12 protein-coding genes and 1 tRNA gene are annotated in these 19,932 nt (G+C 74.1%); 12 read left to right on the top strand and 1 reads right to left on the bottom strand.

What is annotated here, in order from left to right:
• Nucleotides 1–99 precede the first annotated feature (99 nt).
• From topA to ACFVVX_RS28980, 10 genes are all read left to right on the top strand, one after another.
• Nucleotides 100–2,958, top strand: coding sequence for a type I DNA topoisomerase (gene topA / locus ACFVVX_RS29025; protein ID WP_387949804.1), 2,859 nt, complete (start codon nucleotides 100–102; stop codon nucleotides 2,956–2,958).
• A gap of 157 nt (nucleotides 2,959–3,115) precedes the next feature.
• A complete protein-coding gene (gene tmk, locus ACFVVX_RS29020) occupies nucleotides 3,116–6,517 on the top strand; it encodes a dTMP kinase (protein ID WP_387949802.1) in 3,402 nt (1,133 codons plus the stop codon).
• 243 nt (nucleotides 6,518–6,760) lie between these two features.
• Nucleotides 6,761–7,972, top strand: a complete 1,212-nt coding sequence (locus tag ACFVVX_RS29015; protein ID WP_387949940.1) for a DNA polymerase III subunit delta' — start codon at nucleotides 6,761–6,763, stop codon at nucleotides 7,970–7,972.
• 208 nt (nucleotides 7,973–8,180) lie between these two features.
• Complete coding sequence (locus tag ACFVVX_RS29010; RefSeq protein WP_387949800.1) at nucleotides 8,181–9,326, top strand: hypothetical protein; 1,146 nt, start codon at nucleotides 8,181–8,183, stop codon at nucleotides 9,324–9,326.
• 86 nt (nucleotides 9,327–9,412) lie between these two features.
• Nucleotides 9,413–11,086, top strand: a complete 1,674-nt coding sequence (locus tag ACFVVX_RS29005) for an alpha/beta hydrolase (protein ID WP_387949798.1) — start codon at nucleotides 9,413–9,415, stop codon at nucleotides 11,084–11,086.
• Nucleotides 11,087–11,164: 78 nt separating this feature from the next.
• Nucleotides 11,165–11,821: a leucine efflux protein LeuE gene (gene leuE / locus ACFVVX_RS29000; RefSeq protein ID WP_387949796.1), complete on the top strand. Its 657-nt coding sequence runs from the start codon at nucleotides 11,165–11,167 to the stop codon at nucleotides 11,819–11,821.
• An 81-nt stretch (nucleotides 11,822–11,902) separates the two neighbouring features.
• Nucleotides 11,903–11,976, top strand: a tRNA-Thr gene (locus tag ACFVVX_RS28995).
• Nucleotides 11,977–12,140: 164 nt separating this feature from the next.
• Nucleotides 12,141–12,752, top strand: coding sequence for a hypothetical protein (locus tag ACFVVX_RS28990; protein ID WP_387949794.1), 612 nt, complete (start codon nucleotides 12,141–12,143; stop codon nucleotides 12,750–12,752).
• Between the two features lie 88 nt (nucleotides 12,753–12,840).
• A complete protein-coding gene (locus ACFVVX_RS28985) occupies nucleotides 12,841–13,713 on the top strand; it encodes an RNA methyltransferase (RefSeq protein ID WP_387949793.1) in 873 nt (290 codons plus the stop codon).
• Between the two features lie 9 nt (nucleotides 13,714–13,722).
• Complete coding sequence (locus ACFVVX_RS28980) at nucleotides 13,723–14,475, top strand: rRNA methyltransferase (protein WP_387949791.1); 753 nt, start codon at nucleotides 13,723–13,725, stop codon at nucleotides 14,473–14,475.
• 88 nt (nucleotides 14,476–14,563) lie between these two features.
• Here the strand turns inward: ACFVVX_RS28980 and ACFVVX_RS28975 are convergent, their stop codons facing one another.
• Entirely contained in the window at nucleotides 14,564–17,413 is a 2,850-nt protein-coding gene (locus ACFVVX_RS28975) for a LuxR C-terminal-related transcriptional regulator (RefSeq protein WP_387949789.1), read from the bottom strand.
• A 948-nt stretch (nucleotides 17,414–18,361) separates the two neighbouring features.
• On the opposite strand from ACFVVX_RS28975, the gene ACFVVX_RS28970 reads away from it, so the two are divergent.
• Nucleotides 18,362–18,877: a hypothetical protein gene (locus tag ACFVVX_RS28970; RefSeq protein ID WP_387949787.1), complete on the top strand. Its 516-nt coding sequence runs from the start codon at nucleotides 18,362–18,364 to the stop codon at nucleotides 18,875–18,877.
• The gene (locus ACFVVX_RS28965; protein WP_387949786.1) at nucleotides 18,852–19,844 is read left to right on the top strand and encodes a bifunctional lysylphosphatidylglycerol flippase/synthetase MprF; all 993 of its coding nucleotides are present in this window, start codon (nucleotides 18,852–18,854) and stop codon (nucleotides 19,842–19,844) included. Before ACFVVX_RS28970 ends, ACFVVX_RS28965 begins: the two co-directional genes overlap by 26 nt.
• Nucleotides 19,845–19,932 lie beyond the last annotated feature (88 nt).

Below are 19,932 nucleotides of genomic sequence, written 5' to 3'. Positions count from 1 at the left end.
TACAGCGGCAGCCCCGGGACGGCGGAGGGGTCGGGCGGAGCGCAGCCCGTGCTGCCAGCGCCGACCAGCTCAGATAACGACCGGGAGAGAAGAGCGAAGGTGTCCCCGAGCAGCGAGACCGCGCACGGACAGCGACTCGTCATTGTCGAGTCGCCGGCCAAGGCGAAGACGATCAAGGGCTACCTTGGCCCCGGCTACATCGTCGAGGCGAGCGTCGGGCACATCCGCGACCTGCCCAGCACGGCGGCCGAGGTGCCGGACAAGTACACCGGCGAGGTACGCCGCCTCGGCGTCGACGTCGACCACGACTTCGCTCCCATCTACGTGGTCAACGCGGACAAGAAGTCCCAGGTCAGCAAGCTGAAGTCACTGCTTGCGGAGTCCGACGAGCTCTTCCTCGCCACCGATGAGGACCGCGAGGGCGAGGCCATCGCGTGGCACCTCCAGCAGGTGCTCAAGCCCAAGGTGCCGGTGCACCGGATGGTGTTCCACGAGATCACCAAGTCGGCGATCCAGGAGGCCGTGGCCAACCCGCGCGAGCTGAACCAGCGCCTGGTCGACGCCCAGGAGACCCGCCGCATCCTCGACCGCCTCTACGGCTTCGAGGTCTCGCCGGTGCTGTGGAAGAAGGTCATGCCGAAGCTGTCGGCGGGCCGCGTGCAGTCCGTCGCGACCCGTCTGGTGGTCGAGCGGGAGCGCGAGCGGATGGCCTTCCGCTCCGCGTCCTACTGGGACCTGGTCGCCACCTTCGGCACCGGCCGCACCCCGGCGGACTCCGCCAACCCGGAGACCTTCGGTGCCCGGCTGTCCGCCGTCGACGGCAAGCGGATCGCCAGCGGCCGCGACTTCGGCTCGAACGGCCAGCTGAAGGCCGGCAGCGCCAACACCCTGCACCTGGACGAGCAGGCCGCCCGGACGCTGGTCGCCGCCCTGGAGCAGACCGCGTTCGCGGTGCGCAGCGTCGAGTCCAAGCCGTACCGCCGCTCGCCCTACGCGCCGTTCCGCACCACCACGCTCCAGCAGGAGGCCAGCCGCAAGCTGGGCTTCGGCGCCAAGCGGACCATGCAGGTGGCCCAGAAGCTGTACGAGAACGGCTTCATCACCTATATGCGTACCGACTCCACCACGCTGTCGGAGACCGCGATCACGGCCGCCCGTGCGCAGGTCACCCAGCTCTACGGGGCCGACTACCTGCCGGACGCGCCGCGCACGTACGCCAGCAAGGTCAAGAACGCGCAGGAGGCGCACGAGGCCGTCCGCCCCTCCGGCGACCGCTTCCGCACCCCCGCCGAGACCGGTCTGAGCGGCGACGACTTCCGGCTGTACGAGCTGATCTGGATGCGCACCGTCGCCTCCCAGATGAAGGACGCGGTCGGCCAGTCCGTCACCGTCAAGGTCGGCGGCCGCGCCGCGGACGGCCGGGACGCCGAGTTCTCCGCCTCCGGCAAGATCATCACCTTCCACGGCTTCCTCAAGGCCTACGTCGAGGGCGCCGACGACCCGAACGCCGAGCTGGACGACCGCGAGCGCCGGCTGCCCCAGGTCACCGAGGGCGACCCGCTGGCCGCCGAGCAGCTCACCCCGGAGGGCCACGCCACCAAGCCGCCGGCCCGCTACACCGAGGCCTCGCTGGTCAAGGAGCTGGAGGACCGGGAGATCGGCCGCCCCTCCACCTACGCCTCGATCATCGACACCATCATCGGCCGCCGCTACGTCTTCAAGAAGGGGACGGCGCTGGTGCCGTCGTTCCTCTCCTTCGCGGTGGTCAACCTGCTGGAGAAGCACTTCGGCCGACTGGTCGACTACGACTTCACCGCGAAGATGGAGGACGACCTCGACCGGATCGCGGCCGGCGAGGCGCAGTCCGTGCCGTGGCTGAAGCGCTTCTACTTCGGTGAGGGCGAGGGCCACGCCACCGGCGGCGCCGCCGAGGCCGGCAACGGCGACGGCGACCACTTGGGCGGTCTGAAGGAGCTGGTCACCGACCTCGGCGCGATCGACGCCCGGGAGATCAGCTCGTTCCGGATCAGCGACGACCTCACCCTGCGGGTCGGCCGCTACGGCCCCTACGTCGAGCGCGCCTCCACCGTCGAGGGCGAGCCCGGCCAGCGCGCCGACATCCCCGACGAGCTGCCGCCGGACGAGCTCACCGTCGAGCTGGCCGAGGAGCTGCTGGCCAAGCCCAGCGGTGACTTCGAGCTCGGCCCGGACCCGGTCAGCGGGAACATGCTGGTCGCCAAGGACGGCCGGTACGGCCCCTACGTGACCGAGATCCTGCCCGAGGGCACGCCGAAGACCGGCAAGAACGCCGTCAAGCCGCGCACCGCCTCCCTGCTGCAGTCCATGGCGCTGGACACCGTCACCCTGGCGGACGCGCTCCAGCTGCTCTCGCTGCCGCGGGTGGTCGGCGTGGACCAGGAGGGCGTGGAGATCACCGCGCAGAACGGCCGCTACGGCCCGTACCTCAAGCGCGGCACCGACTCCCGCTCGCTCACCAGCGAGGAGCAGATGTTCACGGTCACCCTTGAGGAGGCCCTGGCCATCTACGCCCAGCCCAAGCAGCGCGGCCGGGCCGCCGCCGCGCCGCCGCTCAAGGAGCTGGGCACCGACCCGGTCAGCGAGCGCCCGGTCGTGGTGAAGGACGGCCGCTTCGGCCCGTACGTGACCGACGGCGAGACCAACGCGACCCTGCGCAAGGACGACGAGGTCGAGACGATCACGCCGGAGCGCGGCTACGAGCTGCTCGCCGAGAAGCGGGCCCGCGGACCGGTGAAGAAGACCGCGAAGAAGGCCCCGGCGAAGAAGACCACCGCCACGGCCAAGAAGACCGCGACGAAGAAGACGGCCACCGCCAAGACGGCCGCCAAGAAGACGACCACGGCCAAGACCGCGACGGCCAAGAAGACGGCCGCCAAGAAGACCGCCGCGAGCAAGGCCGCCGCCACCGACGAGGGCTGACCCTCCGCCAGTGGCACCGGGCCCGCGTCTCCTCCGGGAGGCGCGGGCCCGTGGTCTGTGGACGGACTTGTGCGCGGAGCGTCACAACCCTGCAATGAGGGCGATCCGGAGGGCCGCTCACCCTTTTGCGGCAACCGCCGACCGCTACGCTGACGGTATGACGAGCGAGGAGCAGCCCACCCCCAGCGCCGCCGCGGCCGCCAGAGCGGGCACACCCGATCTGCCCGAGGTCGCGCCCGCCGGGACCCCCGGGGAGCGGGCCCGCGCGCTGCTGCGGCTGCGCCCGTACCGCCGGCTCTGGACCACCCAGCTGATCGGCGGCACCGCCGACCGGCTCGGCCTGCTGGTCCTGCTCGCGCTGACCGTGATCGCCGCCGCGCTCGGCGGGCGGTTCGGTGACCTGCCGCGCAGCCTGGCCTTCGCGGTCGCCGCCGTCTTCGCGGCCCGGCTGGCCGCCACCGTGCTGTTCGGCGCCGCCCTGCTCGGGCCCGTGCACCAGCTGCTCGGCGGCCCGCTGGACCGCCGCTGGACGATGCTCGGCGCGGACGCGCTGCGCGCCGTGCTGATCGGCCTCGCGCCCTGGTGGATCGTCTGGCTGGGCTCCGGCCCGAAGTCCTCCGGTGCCACCTACGCGCTGCTCGCCACCGTCTTCGTGACCGGCGCCGCCGAGCGGGTCTGGGCGATCGCCAAGGACGCCGCCGTCCCCGGCCTGCTGCCGCCCGCGAACCCGTACGCGCCGGCCGCCGAGCGGCGCCCGTCCGCCGCGAACCTGGACACCGTCCGGACGCTGGACCTGCGCACCGGCTGGGCCACCGTGCCGCTGGCCGCCGCCGCGCTGATCGGGCTGACCCTGGTCAACAACGTCTTCGCGGCGCTCGGCTCGGACTGGCTGCGGCTCCACCAGACGACCTTCGCCGCCCTCGGTGCGGCCGGCCTGTTCGCCGCCTCGGCCGTCCGGTTGTACCTCCAGACGCTGCCCGGCGGCCGGGTGTCCACCGCTCCGCGCTCCCCGCTGCAGGGCCTGCGGGCGCCGGTCGACGCCACCCCCGGCCCCGCGCTGGCCAAGGGCCGCACCGGCTCCGCCCCCTACTTCACCTTCGCCGTCGCCGCCGGGTACGCCTCGATGGCCGGTGTCGCCGCGCTGGCGCTGCTGACCGCCGTCGAGCACCGGGCCGGGCCGATCGGCTACGGCCTGCTGGTGCTCGCCGCCGCCGGGGCGCCCGCGCTGGGCGTCCGGCTGACCCGGGCCACGCTGCCCGCGCTGTCCCGCCGCCGGCTGCTCGCCCTCGCCCTGCTGACCGAGGGCGTGGCGCTGATCCTGGCCGGCCTGGTGCTGGACTTCGTCCTCGTCCTGCTGCTCACCGTGCTGGCCGGCCTGGCCGCCGGGATCGTCATCTCGACCGGGCGCACCCTGCTCGCCCAGGAGGTCGAGGAGGCGCGGCTGCCGAAGGTCGTCGAGCACCTGTACGCGGTGCTGCGCGCCGTGGTGGGCGCCGCGCTGGTGGCCGTCCCGCTGATCGCGGCCGGGTACGGGGACGTCGAGTACGGCACCGTCGAGCCGGGCTCCTTCACCTTCATCCACGGCGGCGCGGCCCTGGCCGTCGCCACCGCCGGACTGCTGACCCTCGTCCTCGCGGCCGTCGTACTGCTCAGGACCGACGACCGGCGCGGCACCGCCCCGTTCGGCCGCGACCTGGTGGACGCCGTCCGCGGCGGCACCGGGCTCCCCGCGCACCGCACCACCGGCACCGGGTTCTTCATCGCCCTGGAGGGCGGCGACGGCGCCGGCAAGTCCACCCAGTCCCAGGCGCTCGCCGAGTGGATCCGCGGCAAGGGCCACGAGGTGGTGCTCACCCGCGAGCCCGGCGGCAGCCCGGTCGGCCAGCGGCTGCGCGGCCTGGTCCTGGACGTCGGCAACACCGGCCTGTCGCACCGCGCCGAGGCGCTGATCTACGCGGCGGACCGCGCCGAGCACGTCGAGAACGTCATCCGGCCCGCGCTGGCCCGGGGCGCCGTGGTCATCACCGACCGCTACATGGACTCCTCCATCGCCTACCAGGGCGCCGGCCGCGACCTGGCGGCCACCGAGGTGGCCCGGATCTCGCGCTGGGCGACCGGCGGGCTGGTGCCGGACCTCACCGTGGTCCTGGACGTCGACCCGACCAAGGCGCGGGAGCGGTTCACCGAGGCGCTGGACCGGCTGGAGTCCGAGCCGACCGAGTTCCACCAGCGGGTGCGGGCCGGCTTCCTCGCCCTGGCGGCCGCCGACCCGGCGCGCTACCTGGTCGTCGACGGCAGCCAGCAGCCCGGCTTCGTCACCACCGCGATCCGCCACCGGCTCGACCGCGAGCTGCCGCTCTCCGAGCAGGAGAAGGCCGCCCGCGCCGAGCAGGAGCGGCTGGCCCGCGAGGAGGCCGAGCGCCGCGCCGCCGAGGAGGCCCGGCAGAAGGCCGAGGCGGAGGCCGCCGAGCGCAAGCGGCAGGAGGTGCTGGAGCAGCTCCGGGCCGAGCAGGCGGAGAAGGAGCGGCTGGCCAAGGAGGAGGCCGAGCGGGTCGCCGCCGAGGCGGCGCGCAAGGCGGCCGAGGAGGCCCGGCGCAGGGCCGAGGAGGAGGCCCGTCGGCGCGCCGAGGAGGAGGCGAAGCGGCGTGCCGCAGAGGAGGAGCGGCTGGCCCGTGAGGAGGCCGAGCGGCGGCGGCTCGCCGAGGAGGCGGCCGCCCAGGCGGAGCTCCAGCGGCAGCGGGAGCTGGCGCGCGAGGAGCAGCGGCGCCGGGCCGAGGAGGCCCTGCAGCGGGCCGAGGAGGCCAGGCTGGCGCAGGCCGCCGCGCTGGCTGCGGCCGCGGCCGCAGCCGCGAGCACGGCGGACCGGGCGGACGCCGCTCCGGCGGGTGCCCCCGGTAACGACGTGACGACCGAGCTGCGGGTGCGGCCCGTCGACGACGCGACCCAGGAGATCTCCGAGCGGGACCGCCGGGCGGCCGTGCGGGCGGCGCAGGCCGCCGGACCGGCTCCGGCCGCGCCCCCGGCGCACTCCCCGGTGGACGCGACGGCGAAGCTGCCGGTCGTCCCCGCGGTGCCGGCGGACGAGACGGCCGTACTGCCCCGGGTGCCCGCCGACGAGACGGCGGTGCTGCCCCGGGTGCCCACGGCGGACGCCGACCGGACCTCGGTGCTGCCCCGGGTCGAGGACGACCGCCCGGCCGCCTCGGCGCCGCCCGCCGACCGCGTCCCGCCGGGCCTCTGGCGGGAGGACCAGGCCGCCGTGGACGGCGGCACCCGCGAGCTGCCGGTGGTCGAGGAGCAGCCGTCGGCCGTCGAGCCGCGACCCCGGCCGTCCTGGGCCGAGGAGACCCCGATGGACGACCTGCCGAGCCTGACCGACACCCTGCTCGGCTCCCGCGACGAGTGGTCGCGGCTGCAGCACGGCGCCGCCGACCCGCGCCCGCAGGACCCGCGCCCGCAGGACCCGCGCCCGCAGGACCCGCGCGCGCCGCAGCCGGGCGCCCGGGCCGAGGAGCAGGGCGACGGCAAGGGCAAGGGCCGCCGCTGGCGCCGGGGCTGAGCCCCGACGGTTCGACCGACGGGCGGTGCGGCCGGGGCGGGTGCTCCGGCGGCACCGCCCGCCGTCGTACCGGGCACGTATGCTCGACCGCGGGGAGCCGCGCCGTCCGTGGCGCCCGCGCCGCCCGGGTCAGGACGGCCCGAATGGGGGCGGTCCGCACCGCGGCGGCCCCTGCCGTGACGGTCCGTACCGCTGTTCGTACCGTCGTTTGTATCGCCGTTCGTACCGAGCTTGGGAGCAGCAGTGGCCGTCTGGGACGACCTGGTGGGCCAGGACCGGGTGGTCGAGCAGCTGACCGCCGCCGCCCGGGCGGCCGGGGCGACGGCCGCCGCCGGGCGCGGCGCCGGGCCCGAGCCGGGCGGCAACGCCTCGCTGATGACGCACGCCTGGCTGTTCACCGGCCCGCCCGGGGCCGGCCAGACCACCGCCGCCCGCGCCTTCGCGGCCGCCCTCCAGTGCACCAGCCCGGACCTCGCGCTCGGCGGGACGCCCGGCTGCGGGTTCTGCGACGGCTGCCACACGGTGCTGGCGGGCAGTCACGCGGACGTGAAGTACGTGCGCACCGACGGCCTCTCCATCGGCGTCGGCGACATGCGCGAGCTGGTCATGCGCGCCTCCAGCTACCCGACCGGCGGACGCTGGTCGGTGATCCTGGTCGACGCCGCCCACCGGCTCACCGAGTCCGCCGCCAACGCCCTGCTCAAGGGGGTCGAGGAGCCGTCCCCGCGCACCGTGTGGCTGCTCTGCGCGCCCTCCGTGCAGGACGTGCTGCCGACCATCCGCTCGCGCTGCCGCCTGCTGGTGCTGCGCACCCCGGCCGCCGAGGCCGTCGCCGACATGCTGGTCCGCCGGGACGGCGTCGAGCCGGAGACGGCCCGGCTGGCCGCGCTCGCCGGACAGGGCGACATCGAGCGCTCCCGCCGGCTGGCCGTCGACGACCAGGCCCGCAGCCGCCGCACCGAGGTGCTGCGGATCCCGCTGGAGGTGGGCGACATCGGCGGCTGCCTGGCCGCCGCGCAGCGCCTGGTCGACACCGCCAAGGCCGACGCCGAGTCGCTCGCCGAGACCCAGGACGCCAAGGAGACCGACGACCTGAAGGCGGCGTACGGCGCCGCCGAGGGCAGCAAGGCCCCGCGCGGCATGGCCGGCGCGGTCAAGGAGCTGGAGAAGCGCCAGAAGAGCCGGGCCACCCGCACCCGTCGGGAGACCCTGGGCGTCGCGCTGCTCGACCTGCTGGGCTTCTACCGGGACGTGCTCGCCCTCCAGCTCGGCTCGACCGGCGCGCTGGCCAACGAGGACCAGCGGCAGGCCCTGAACCGGGTCGCCCAGGCGGGTCCGCCGGAGGGCACGCTGCGGCGGATCGAGGCGGTGCTCGCCTGCCGCAGGGCGCTGGACCGCAACGTCGACCCGCTGCTCGCCGTCGAGGCGATGACGGTCGCGCTGCGGGCGGGCTGAGCCCGTCGGTAGGGCTTCCCGCCCCACCGGTTGTCCCACCTTCGAGTGAACGGCCGGTACGCGCCGGGCACACCCTCGTGTGACCGCCGGGTCGTCCCGCACGCTGGGGGCCGACCGTGCCCCGCCGCCTCCCGGCCACCGGGGCCGTCGCGTCTCCCACGGCACCGGGCCCGCCGGCGCCGGCCCTCCTCCCGAGGCGGTGCGTCCCATGGTCCGTTCGCTCCTCGTCGTCCCCCTGCTGGCCGCCGCCGCGGGAGGTGTCTGGCTGGCGCGCGGCGCGCTGCTGCGCTGGCGGGACCTGCGGTCCGCCGCGACCTACGAGCTGGCCGGCGATCAGCGGCCGATGCTGGTGCGGGCGGCCGGGGCGATGGTCTGCGGGGTCTGCGTCACGGCGCTGACCGTGCTGACGGCGCTCGGGACCTTCGGCGGTCTCGGCGGCTCCGGCGGCCGGGCGGACGGCGCCGAGCTCTCCGTGGGCGACGCGCGCGAAGGGGCACCCGGCGGGGTGCGGCAGGCGGCGCCTCCGGCCGCGGACCCGCTGCCCGCAGCCGCCCCGGCCCCGGCCCCGACCACCCCGGCGGCCGCCCCGGTGGCCAGCCGGTTCGACAGCGTCGGCCACCCGGGCGGCGGCGAGCTGCTGCAGTCCGCCGTACCCGGCCCGGACGGGCACCCGCGCAACGTCCGGGTCTGGCTGCCCGCCCAGTACGCCAAGGACCCGAACGCCCGCTTCCCGGTGGTCGTGATGCACGCCGCCACCCCGCGCAGGACCGCCGACACCGAAGTCCCCGACGTCTTCGAAGGCCTCGGCTCGGCCGCCCAGACCGCCAAGGCCCGCCCGTTCATCCTGGTCGCCCCCGAGGCCCCGAACGGCACCGCGCACCCCTGCGAACTGGTCGCCGCAGCCCCGCAGGCCGTCGCCGACGACGCCGCGCTGCGCGCCGTCATCGCGGCCGCCTTCCGCACCCTGCCGCCCGGACCGGCCTCCTGGGGCACGCTCGGTGTCGAGGACGGCGCGCCCTGCGCCGCGGCGGCCGGGCTGGCCCGCCCGGACCTGTACGGCGCGGCCGCCGCCGTCTCCGGGCGCTACGACACCGCCGCGCTGGCCCGGACCGGGGCCGAGGCCCCCGCGGACGCCGCCCCGCACCTGCTGCTGGCCGCCGCCAAGGCGGACGGCGCGGGGCTGGACGCGGCCCGCAAACTGCAGGCCGCACTGCGGGCCGGCACCGGGTCGGCGGCCCGGGCCGACGTCCGGATCTCCGACAACGTGCAGGACTACACCCGGGACCGGGAGCGGCTGCGGCTGGTCCGGCAGGCGGCGCAGTACCTCGCCGAGACCCTCGCCAAGGCGTCCTGATCACCGCCGCGCAGGGCACTACGCTTCCCGGGACCCGGGGCGGCACGACAGGGCGCCACCGGGCGCGAGCACCCGAGGGGGAGCAGATGCGGGCAGAGCGGGACCGGCGCGGCGGGGCGGCGCTGACGGCCGTGCTGGTGGCCGCCGGGCTGTTGGCCGGCGGGTGCGGCTCCCCCGCGCCCGCGCCGGGATCGCCCTCCTCGGACAGCGTGGCGCCCGGGACGCCGCCGCCCGCCGCGCAGGGTGTCGCACAGGGTGCCGCACCGGGCACCGGCCCGGACGCCGCCCACCCCGCCGCCACGCCGCTGGAGCCCCTGCCCGCCGCGGTACCCGCCGCGCTCGCCCCCTACTACGGGCAGCGGCTCGCCTGGCAGCCCTGCGACGACGGCTTCGAGTGCACCGCCTTCAAGGTGCCGCTGGACTACGACCACCCGGCCGACGGCGAGCTCACCCTCGCGGCCGCCCGCGCCCCGGCCGCCGCCGCCGGATCGGGACCGGCCTCCGCCGCCGGGGAGCGGCTCGGCTCGCTGCTGCTCAACCCCGGCGGCCCCGGCGGCTCGGCGATCGAGTACCTCGAGGCCGCCGCCGGTACCTACGACGCCGGGGTGCGCGCCCGGTACGACCTGGTCGGCGTCGACCCGCGCGGAGTCGGGCGCAGCAGCCCGGTGACCTGCCTGAGCGGCGAGCGGATGGACGCGTACACCGCCGCCGACATCACGCCCGACGACCAGGCCGAGGTCGACGCCCTGGTGGCCGCCGACCGGGAGTTCGCGGAGGGCTGCCGGCAGCGCGCCGGGGCGGTGCTCGGCCACCTCGGCACCGTCGAGGCGGCCCGCGACATGGACGTCCTGCGGGCGCTGCTCGGCGACGAGCGGCTGAACTACGTCGGCAAGTCCTACGGCACCTTCCTCGGTGCCACCTACGCCGGCCTCTTCCCCGGCCGGGCCGGGCGGCTGGTGCTGGACGGTGCGATGGACCCCTCGCTCGACGCGCTCAGCGGCAACCGCACCCAGGCCGGCGGCTTCGAGACCGCCTGGGCGGCCTTCGCCAAGGACTGCGCCAAGCGGGAGGACTGCCCGCTGGGCCGGACCGAGCAGGAGGCGGGGGAGCGGCTCGCCGCGCTGTTCCTGACCATCGACGCGCAGCCGCTGCCCACCACCGACGCCGGCCGCCGGCTGACCGAGTCCCAGGCGACCACCGGCGTCATCCAGGCGATGTACGCCGACTTCCTCTGGCCCAGGCTGCGCGCCGCGCTGGCCGACGCCCGGGCCGGGGACGGCACCGGTCTGCTGAAGCTCTCGGACTCGTACTACGAGCGCGGTTCGGACGGCTCGTATCCCAATCTGATGTTCGCCAACATGGCCGTGAACTGCCTCGACCTGCCCGCGCCGTTCACCGGCCCGGAGGCCGTCGGGCAGGCCGTCCCCGACTTCGAGCGGACCTCGCCGCGCTTCGGGCGGGACATGGCCTGGATGGCGCTGACCTGCACGTACTGGCCGGTCAGGGCCACCGGTGCGGCGCACACCGTCCGGGCCGCCGGGGCCGCGCCGATCGTGGTGATCGGCACCACCCGCGACCCGGCCACGCCGTACGCCTGGGCGCAGTCGCTGGCCGGACAGCTGGAGTCCGGCCGGCTGCTGACGTACGACGGCGACGGCCACACGGCCTACGGCCGCCACAACGCCTGCGTCGACGGCGCGGTCAACCGCTACCTGCTGGCCGGGGAGGCGCCCGAGCAGGGCAAGCGCTGCAGCAGGTGATTTTCGCTTCAACCATCGCCCGGTCCGACGTTACGATGAGCGCCCCGCCACCCCTGCCGCACACCCCCGGAGCGCACCGTGCTCGGAGTCAACGACCTGGCGACGTACGTCCTCGGCGCTTTGGTCATCGTCCTTCTCCCCGGCCCCAACTCGCTGTACGTGCTGTCCGTGGCCGCCCGCAAGGGCGTCCGGACCGGCTACACCGCCGCCCTCGGGGTCTTCGTCGGCGACTTCACCCTGATCAGCCTCACCTCGCTGGGCGCCGCCTCGCTGCTGGAGGCCAACCCGGCCGTCTTCGCCGTGGTGAAGTTCGGCGGCGCCGCGTACCTGCTGTGGATCGGCGTCGGCATGCTCCGCGCGGCCCGCCAGCTCTGGCTCGAGCGCCGCAGCGCCGCCGGCCCGGAGCCCGCCACCGCCGAGGCCCCGGAGGACACCGAGCGCCCGTTCCGCCGCGCCCTGGTGATCAGCCTGCTGAACCCCAAGGCGATCCTCTTCCTGCTCTCCTTCTTCACCCAGTTCGTGGACCCGTCCTACGGGCAGCCCGCGCTCTCCTTCGCACTGCTCGGCGGCATCCTGCAGACCTTCAGCCTGCTGTACCTGTCGATGCTGATCTTCGCGGGCACCACCCTCGCCACCGCCTTCCGCCGCCGCAAGCGCCTGTCCGCCACTCTCACCAGCGGCGTAGCCGTCCTCTTCGCCGGCTTCGCGGCCAAGCTCGCCGTCTCCTCCGCCTGATCGCCGGGCCCGAAAGCCGGTACGGATCACCGCCGAAACCTGTGTAGACTGGCCGCCGTTGCCAGCACATCCGGCAACGGCGCCGCCTTAGCTCAGTTGGCCAGAGCAACGCACTCGTAATGCGTAGGTCATGGGTTCGAATCCCATAGGCGGCTCTGTGAAAGCCCCAGGACTCACTCGCCGTGACCTGGGGCTTTTGCCTTTCCCGGGGGTGGGGTGCGGGGTGCGGCGTGGTGATCGGGTGGGGGCCCTGGGCAGGCTTCGGGGGTGGGGGCCGACTGTCGGTCCGGGTGTCGGTGCGGGTGGCTAACGTGATCACGTGAGTTCATCCCTGAGTGTGTTCCTGCTCGACCCCAAGGCCGCGCGCGCCCTGGTCGGCTCCCGTGACGACCAGCTGCTCGAGGTGGTCCGGGCGAGCTTCGGCGACGACCTGGCGTCGGACGACAGCTGGTTCTCGACCGAGATCGCGGACGGTGCCCCGACGGCGTACGAGGCGCTGCGGACGGTGGTGTACGGCGGGCCGTATCCGGAGGAGCGGCGGTACGCCTTCCAGTACGGGTACGCCTACAAGCGCCTGTGCTCGCTGACCGGGTCCTTCCTCGACAACTCCTCCTTCAGCCCGTTCCGGGGCGACTGGCTGGAGACGGTCGACGAGGGGCTGCGGGCGCTGCGGATCACCGCGGTCTCGGTGGCGGAGCTGGGCCACTACGGCGGCATGCCCGACGGCGTCCCCTGCTACGACCTGCCGCGCTGCGGCGAGTGGACGTACGAGCGGTGCCTGGAGGCGCTGGAGCAGTTCGAGCAGACCAAGCGGGACGGGCACGCCCCGCCGCTGGAGCCCGAGGTGGTCGAGGCCGTCATGGACGTCCTCGGGTGGCTCCGCCTGGTGCAGCAGCGCCCCGGCTTCGGCGTCGTCGGGTTCGTCTCCTAGAGGCCCGGACTCCGGCCGTTGCTAGGATCACCGCATGTCGGACAGGGATAACCGGGGCGGATCGCGCTCCGGGCGAGGTAGGGCGCCGATGGCGTCGAAGGCACCCGCGAGGACCGGCGCAGTCGGCCGGGTCTCGAGCCGCAACGCACAGTTCCAGACGTGGCAGGCGCTGCTGACCAACCGGAACAAGCGCCAGCGGCTCGGGCAGTTCCTGATCCACGGAGTCCGTCCCGTCACGCTCGCCGTCGAGCACGGCTGGCCGGTGCAGCAGCTGCTCTACCCGGCCGGGCAGCAGCGGCTGTCCGCCTGGGCGCAGCGGCTCCTCGACGAGAGCGGGATCCCCGCGACCGCGGTCGACCCGGACCTGCTGGCGGAGCTCGGCGAGCGGGAGTCCGCGGCGCCGGAGCTGATCGCCGTCGGCGGCCTGCAGAGCGACGACCTCGACCGGCTGGCGCCCGGGCCCGACTTCCTCGGGGTCGCCTTCGACCGGCCGACCAACCCCGGCAACATCGGGACCCTGGTCCGCTCGGCGGACGCGTTCGGGGCGGCTGGCCTGGTCGTCACCGGCCACGCCGCCGACGTGTACGACCCCAAGTGCGTGCGGGCCAGTACGGGGTCGCTGTTCCGGCTGCCGGTGGTCCGCAGTCAGTCCCCCGCGGAGGTGCTGGACTGGGTGGTCGCGCAGCGCGAGCGCGGGGTGCCCGTCAAGATCGTCGGCACCGACGAGCGCGGCGACACCTCGGTCGCCGACTGCGACCTGACCGGGCCCGTCCTGCTGGTCGTCGGCAACGAGACCGTGGGAATGAGCACGCGGTGGCGCGAGCTCTGCGACGAGGTGGTCAGCATCCCGATCGGTGGTGCGGCCAGCTCGCTCAACGCCGCCTCGGCCGGCACGCTGATGCTCTACGAGACCGCCCGGCAGCGCGGCTTCCCGGCCGGCCAGGCCCGGCCCGGCTTCTAGGATTGGTCCATGGTTTACCGGCACGTGCTCGCCAAGGCCGACTACACGGACTACTCCAGCGGCTCGGTGCTGCACTCCGCGCCGGGGTTCCCGGCCTTTCCCGTCCGGCTCGCCTCGGAGGTGCTCCAGCGGGCCCTGGCGCTGCGCGGTGGCGGCGCCCCCGCGGCGCTCTGGGACCCGTGCTGCGGCAGCGGCTACCTGCTGTCGGTGCTCGGGCTGCTGCACCGGCCGGTGATCGGGTCGGTGCTGGCCACCGACCTCGCCGACGAGGCGCTGGCGCTCGCCGAGGAGAACCTCGCCCTGCTCGACCCGGACGCGCTCGCGCTCCGGGCGCAGGTGCTGGAGGAACGGGCCGAGCGCTTCGGCAAGCCGTCCTACCTGGAGGCCGCCGACTCCGCCCGCCGACTGGCCGACGGGCTCGCCCGGGACGGCGGGCGGCTCCCGGCCGAGGTCCGTCGGGCGAACGCCTTCGACCGGGAGGACCTGGCGGAGGCCGTCGAGGGGCGGGTCCCGGACATCGTGATCACGGACGTCCCGTACGGGGAGCAGACCGGCTGGCTCGGGGCCGAGGGGGAGGCCGGCGTGCCGGAGATGCTCGCCGCGGTGGCCTCGGTGCTGCCCGCGCACGCGGTGCTCGCGGTGACCACCCGCGGCCGCAGGGTGCCGCTGGGCGGGGTGCGTGCCGCGGAGTCCTTCAAGGTCGGCACCCGGGCGGTCGCCCTGGTGCCCGCGGGCCGCTTCACGAGGCTTCGGACGGGCTGAGCCCGGGGGGACCGGGCTTCTCGGCCCGGCGCGGGGGGAGGGTCGCCGGAGGCGGCGGGTGCGGGGGACGCGCGCCGCCTCCGGCGAGTCAGACGGCCTGGCGCTGCGGAGCGGCGCCGGCGGTCGCGGGGATGGGAACGGGGGCGGCCGACGGTGCGGAGGCGGTGTCGGCCAGGTCGGTGGCGTTCTGCAGGAGTTCCAGCGGCAGGTGGCGGCGGCCGTTGATCTGCAGCTTGCGGTAGACCCGGGTGAGGTGCTGCTCGACGGTGCTCGGGGTGATGAACAGGCGCATCCCGATCTCGCGGTTGGTGTAGCCGAGGGCGGCCTGGGCGGCCACCCGCAGTTCGGCGTCACTGAGACCGGAGAGGCGGTCGTCCAGCGTGTGGTGCGGCTCGGCGAGGACGGCCGGCTCGGGCTCCGCGGAGCGCTCGGCCCCGCAGTCCAGCAGACCGGCGCAGAGCGAGGGCACCTGGCAGGAGTCGGCCTCCTCGTAGGCGCGCTGCGCCATCCGGCGGGCTCGGCCCGATTCGCCCAGCGCGTGGTAGGCGTTGGAGAGGTCCGCCATGGCCCGGGCGGTCTCCAGACGATCGCCGGACGCGCGTAGCTGACCGACAGCATCGCGCAGAAGGGGCACCTTCTGACTCCCCTCACTGCTCGCCGCCAGGATCCGCAGCGAGATGCCGCGCAGCCGGGTGCCGACCGCGCCGGGGCGGCTGAGCTGCTCGTTCACCAGGTCGCGGGCCTTGGCCCGGTCGCCCAGCTTCAGGTGGACCTGGGCCAGGTCGCCGCGCCAGGGCGCGATGGCCGGGATGTCGATGCCCCACTCGCGCATCAGGTTGCCGCACTTCTGGAAGTCGCTGAAGGCGGCGAGCACCCGGTTGGTCTCCAGGTAGAGGTGGCCGCGGGCCTGCAGGTAGCGCAGACCGAAGACCGTCTCGAACATGCTGCCCGGCGAGGTGTGCTGGAGCAGCGCGTCCGCCTCGTCGTAGTCGCCCATCGCGGTCGCGGCCATCACCAGGGTGGAGATCGAGTAGCCGATCAGCAGGCCCCAGCTCTGGGCGGTGGCCTGGTCGAGCGCGGCCCGCGCGTAGGTGCGGGCGAGGGCCGGCTTGCCGCGGCGCAGCGCGAGGTCGGCCCGGACGCTGCCGAGCAGTGCCTGCCAGGCGGGGGCCCGGCGGCGGACGGCCTCCGCCATCAGGCTGTCGCACCAGGACGCGGCGCACTCCAGTTCGTCCGCGTAGGTGAGCGACAGCAGGGTGGTGGCGAGCACGCCCAGCGAGGTCTCGCTCAGCCGTGAGCTGCTGAGCAGGTGCCAGGAGCTCTCGACCAGGTCGTCGCGCCGCCACTCGTGCAGTGTGGTGGAGAGCAGCGAGGCGGCCCTGGTCCACGGGTCGGCGTCCGGCGAACCGGCCCGGCGGACCGTCAGGTCGTCCGGGTGGTTGGGCCGGATCCGGCGCGGACCGTAGATCCACTGGTAGGTGAGGTCCAGCTCGGCCGTGGCCTGCGGGTCCGGGCGGGAGGACCCGCCGTGCAGGCAGGCCAGCGCCTTGACGGCCTGGTCGTGGTTGCCCTGCCAGAGCAGGTTGCGCACCACGATCGCGGTGTCGCGGTCGCTGAGCTCGCCGTCGGACAGGGCGTCCTGAAGCGGGGTCAGCCGGATCGCGGCGGACGGGTTGGTGCGCCAGCGGGCCATCGCGAGCTCCGCCGTGACGGAGATCCGCTGCGGTTCGTCGGTGCAGTGCCGCAGCGCCAGGACCAGGCACTGGGTGGCCAGCCGGGCGTCGTCCTCGACGACCAGGGCCTCGCGGGCGACCTCGCGCAGCAGGCCGATGGCCCACGGGCCGGGCACGTCGTCGACGGCGATCAGGTGGTGTGCCACGTCGATCGCGGCCGTCCCGTGCTCGTAGAGCAACTCCGCTGCACGGGTGCGCAGTTCGGAGGCCTCGTCGGGCGGGAGGTTCTTCAGCACCAGGGCCGCCACGGCGGGGTGGCGGAACTGGCCGTCCTCCAGCAGACCGGCCTCGGCGAGCACCTTGAGGCCGCGGGTGACGCTGTCCGGCGGTGAGCCGAGCAGCCGTCCGATGAGGTACGGGGAGGCGTGGACGCCGAGCACGGCGACGCCGCGCGCGATGTCGACCAGCCCGAGCTCCCAGCGGTGCAGGCAGGTGAGGACGGCCTGTTCGAAGGCCACCCCGACCACCGGCAGCGCGCTGCCGTTCTCACCGGCCGTGGAGTTGTCGTCGATCAACGCGCTGACCAGCATGGGGTTTCCAGCGGTCAGACGGTGGTAGGTACCGGCCATCCGGGCGGCCACCCGGGGACCGAGCGTCTTGGCGATGTAGCGGCCCACTCCGCCCTCGGAGAGCGAGTCCAGCATGATCCGCTGGTGCGGCATCCGGGTCAGTTCCACCCGAAGGGACATCGGGGTGGTGAAGGACTCGGTCCACTCGGTGAGGACCAGCAGCGTCCGGGTCGACCGCATCCGCAGCCGCAGGTACAGCAGTGCGCGCAGCGACGCCTGGTCGACGAAGTGCAGGTCCTCGATGGCGAGGACGACCGGGCGGTGCTCCGCCAGCTTCAGCAGGGCGTCGCACACCTCCTGGATGATGCCGGTCTCGTGGCGCGGGGTGCGGTCGGCGAACGGCTCGGGCTCCCCGGAGGTGCGGCCGGCCGCCGTCTCGGCGACGCTGCGCAGGATCTCCGGCGGCAGCGGTGCGTTGTGCACCAGCTGGCTGAGCACCCCCAGTCGCACCGATCGTTCCGAGTACGAACCCGTGGCGGCGAGCAGCAGCGCCTCGGAGTCCGCCACGTGCTCGCAGAAGGCGTGCAGGAGTTCCGACCTACCGCTGGCCAGCGACCCGCTGACCACGACCGTTCTGCCGCGTCTGTCCTCGCATTCCGAGAAGATCTCCCTCAGGGCGACCAGAGCGTCGCTCATTTCAACCAGCGCCATTGTATGAATCCCCCATGATTTAAACGGCAGCCAGCGTTGCTATGTCAGCGCATTTCCTCGAGAAGTAACCTGTAGGCCAAGCGGCGGTCGCCTGCCGGCAGGACCGCCCCGGTTGTGACCTTATGTCCCGGTCCCTGTGGCCAAAGTGAAGCCGCCGCAAAGAGTTCCAGAATAATCCAACCGCACCTCCTCCCGGGCGCCTTCGCCCCGGCCGCCCCGACGTGCGCGAGCACGGCTGACGGGGTGTCACGGGGTGTCGAGCGGACTGTAGAGGATTTCCATACGCTACGGGAGCGTATCTAAGGGCCGAGGGTGCCCGTATGTGAGCTGCATCACACTTTCCGGCGTTTCGGCCAATCCGGAACGGCCCTCCGGGCGGTGGCGAGGGCTCCGTTTCGGCAGGCCCGCGGAGGGTCCACGCCCTGGAAGCAGGCGGTATGCGGGCCTCCACCCCCTACTCGGGGGGTGCGGCACCCCTGGCTCGGTAGGCCTGAGTTAAGCGGCCGGATCCACGCCCTCTGGCCACCCGGGGCGTGGTGTGCATGCGGCCGAAACCGACCCCGCACCCCGCCTTCGCTGGGGTGACCCGCTGCTCCGGGGGGTCGGTCGGGCCCGTTCCGACTGCTCTTCCGGGTGTGTCCGGAAACCGGTAGTCCGGTTTATCGGAATCCTTACGCGCTAAGTAAGGACACGCCACCCCCCTACCCGCCGGTCCGAGCCCGTCCGGAAAGACAGGGGAGGCTCAGGGGGATCGGAACCCCCAACGAGGCGGTGCCCATGGCGCAGACTTTCACCGCGGCAGTGCCGTGGCGCGGTCCGGAGCGGCACGGGGAGATCGTCTAGCGCAGCAAGCGGGGGCCCTGAAGCGCTCAGGCCGGAACGCACGGGGGCTTCCCCCGGCATGCGCCCATGCGGGTACGAGGTGGGGTTGAATTGGATGCGCTGAATCGCTTCGAGACAAAGAAGACGTTCCTGTGGACCCGCCTGGAATGGCTGGTCGGACTCGGCGTCGCCGTCTTCCTCGCCCTGACACACCTGGGCGACATTCGCTGGCCGGTGTTCATCGGGCTGTTCGCGGTGATCGACCTCATCGGGTACATCCCGGGGGCGATCGCCTTCCGGAGGTCCACCGACGGGGACATCCCCAAGGGCTACTACGTCGCGTACAACGTCATGCACAGCCTGCTGACCTCGATGGTCGTCGCCGGCCTCTGGGCCTGGCTGGTGGAGCCGGAGTGGGCGCTGCTGGCGCTCCCCATCCACCTGTTCGGTGACCGCGGCATCTTCGGGAACTCCCTCAAGCCGCTGGACACCTCCTTCGAGCCCGTGCGGCACCCGGCCTTCGTCGAGTTCGAGGCCGCGTACGAGCAGCAGGGCGGCGCCCAGGCGCAGGCCGGCCCGACCCAGGTGAGGAGCGCCGCCGATGCTGTCAGCCACTCCCGCGCTTGAGGACGTCCGGGACGCGCTCGAACGGTACGGGGACAACCCCAGCGCCTTCCTGGCGCTGAACCAGCGGACCGAGTACTTCCGGGCCGAGGGCATCGAGGGCGTGGTCTCCTACCGGAGCGCCGGACGCTACCTGATCCAGTTCGCCGGGCCGTTCGCCGCGGACCAGGACCGGGCCGCGCTGCTGACCGCCTTCCGGGCACACGCCCGGAAGGCCCGCAAGCGGGTCATCGCCGTCCAACTGCAGAGCACCGACGCCGAGTTGTACGCCGGCAACGGCTTCACGGTGAACCAGATCGGCGCCTCGTACGCCATCGACCTGGCCCAGTTCACGCTGCGCGGCTCCAAGTTCGTCCGGCTGCGCAACAAGATCTCGCGGGCCAAGCGCAGCGGGCTGGTCGTCGAGGAGGCCGATCCGCTGGCCGTCGACGACGAGTTGACCGAGCTCGACAAGGACTGGCTGCGCGGCAAGGGCCGGTTCGCCAAGGAGCTGGCCTTCCTGATCGGCGAGCGCACCGGGACCGTCGCGCCGCTGCGCCGGCTGTTCGTCGGCCGGATCGAGGGCGAGGTGATCGGCTACATCTCCTACTCGCCGGTCTACGGCACCCGTTCGGGCTGGCTGCACGACCTGACCCGGCGTCGCCGGGAGGCCCCGCCCGGGGTGATGGAGGCGATCAACGCGCACGCCATCGAGACCCTCGGCAAGGCCGGCGCCGAGTGGCTGCACCTGGGCTTCACCCCGTTCACCGGGCTGGACCCGGCGCACGAGGCGCCCGGCGCGAGCCCGATGGTCGCCAAGATCGTCCGCTTCCTGGCCGAGCACGGGGAGAAGGTCTACCCCTCGCAGACGCAGGTCGCCTACAAGGAGAAGTGGGCCCCGCACGCCCTGCTCCCCGAGTACATCGCCTTCGAGGGCAAGCCGAGCATCGGGGCGATCCTGCGCCTGATGCGGCTGGCCAACGCCATCTAGCCGACGGCACGCAGGGTCGGCACGAGACGCACGCCGACACGAAACGCACGCCCAGCACGCCGAGCACGAAACGCCCAGCACCGAGAGC

This window comes from Kitasatospora sp. NPDC058170, assembly GCF_042883905.1.
Classification (GTDB): Bacteria; Actinomycetota; Actinomycetes; order Streptomycetales; family Streptomycetaceae; genus Kitasatospora.
Note: the sequence above shows the minus strand (reverse complement) of the source record. Positions and strands in the feature narration are given on the sequence as shown.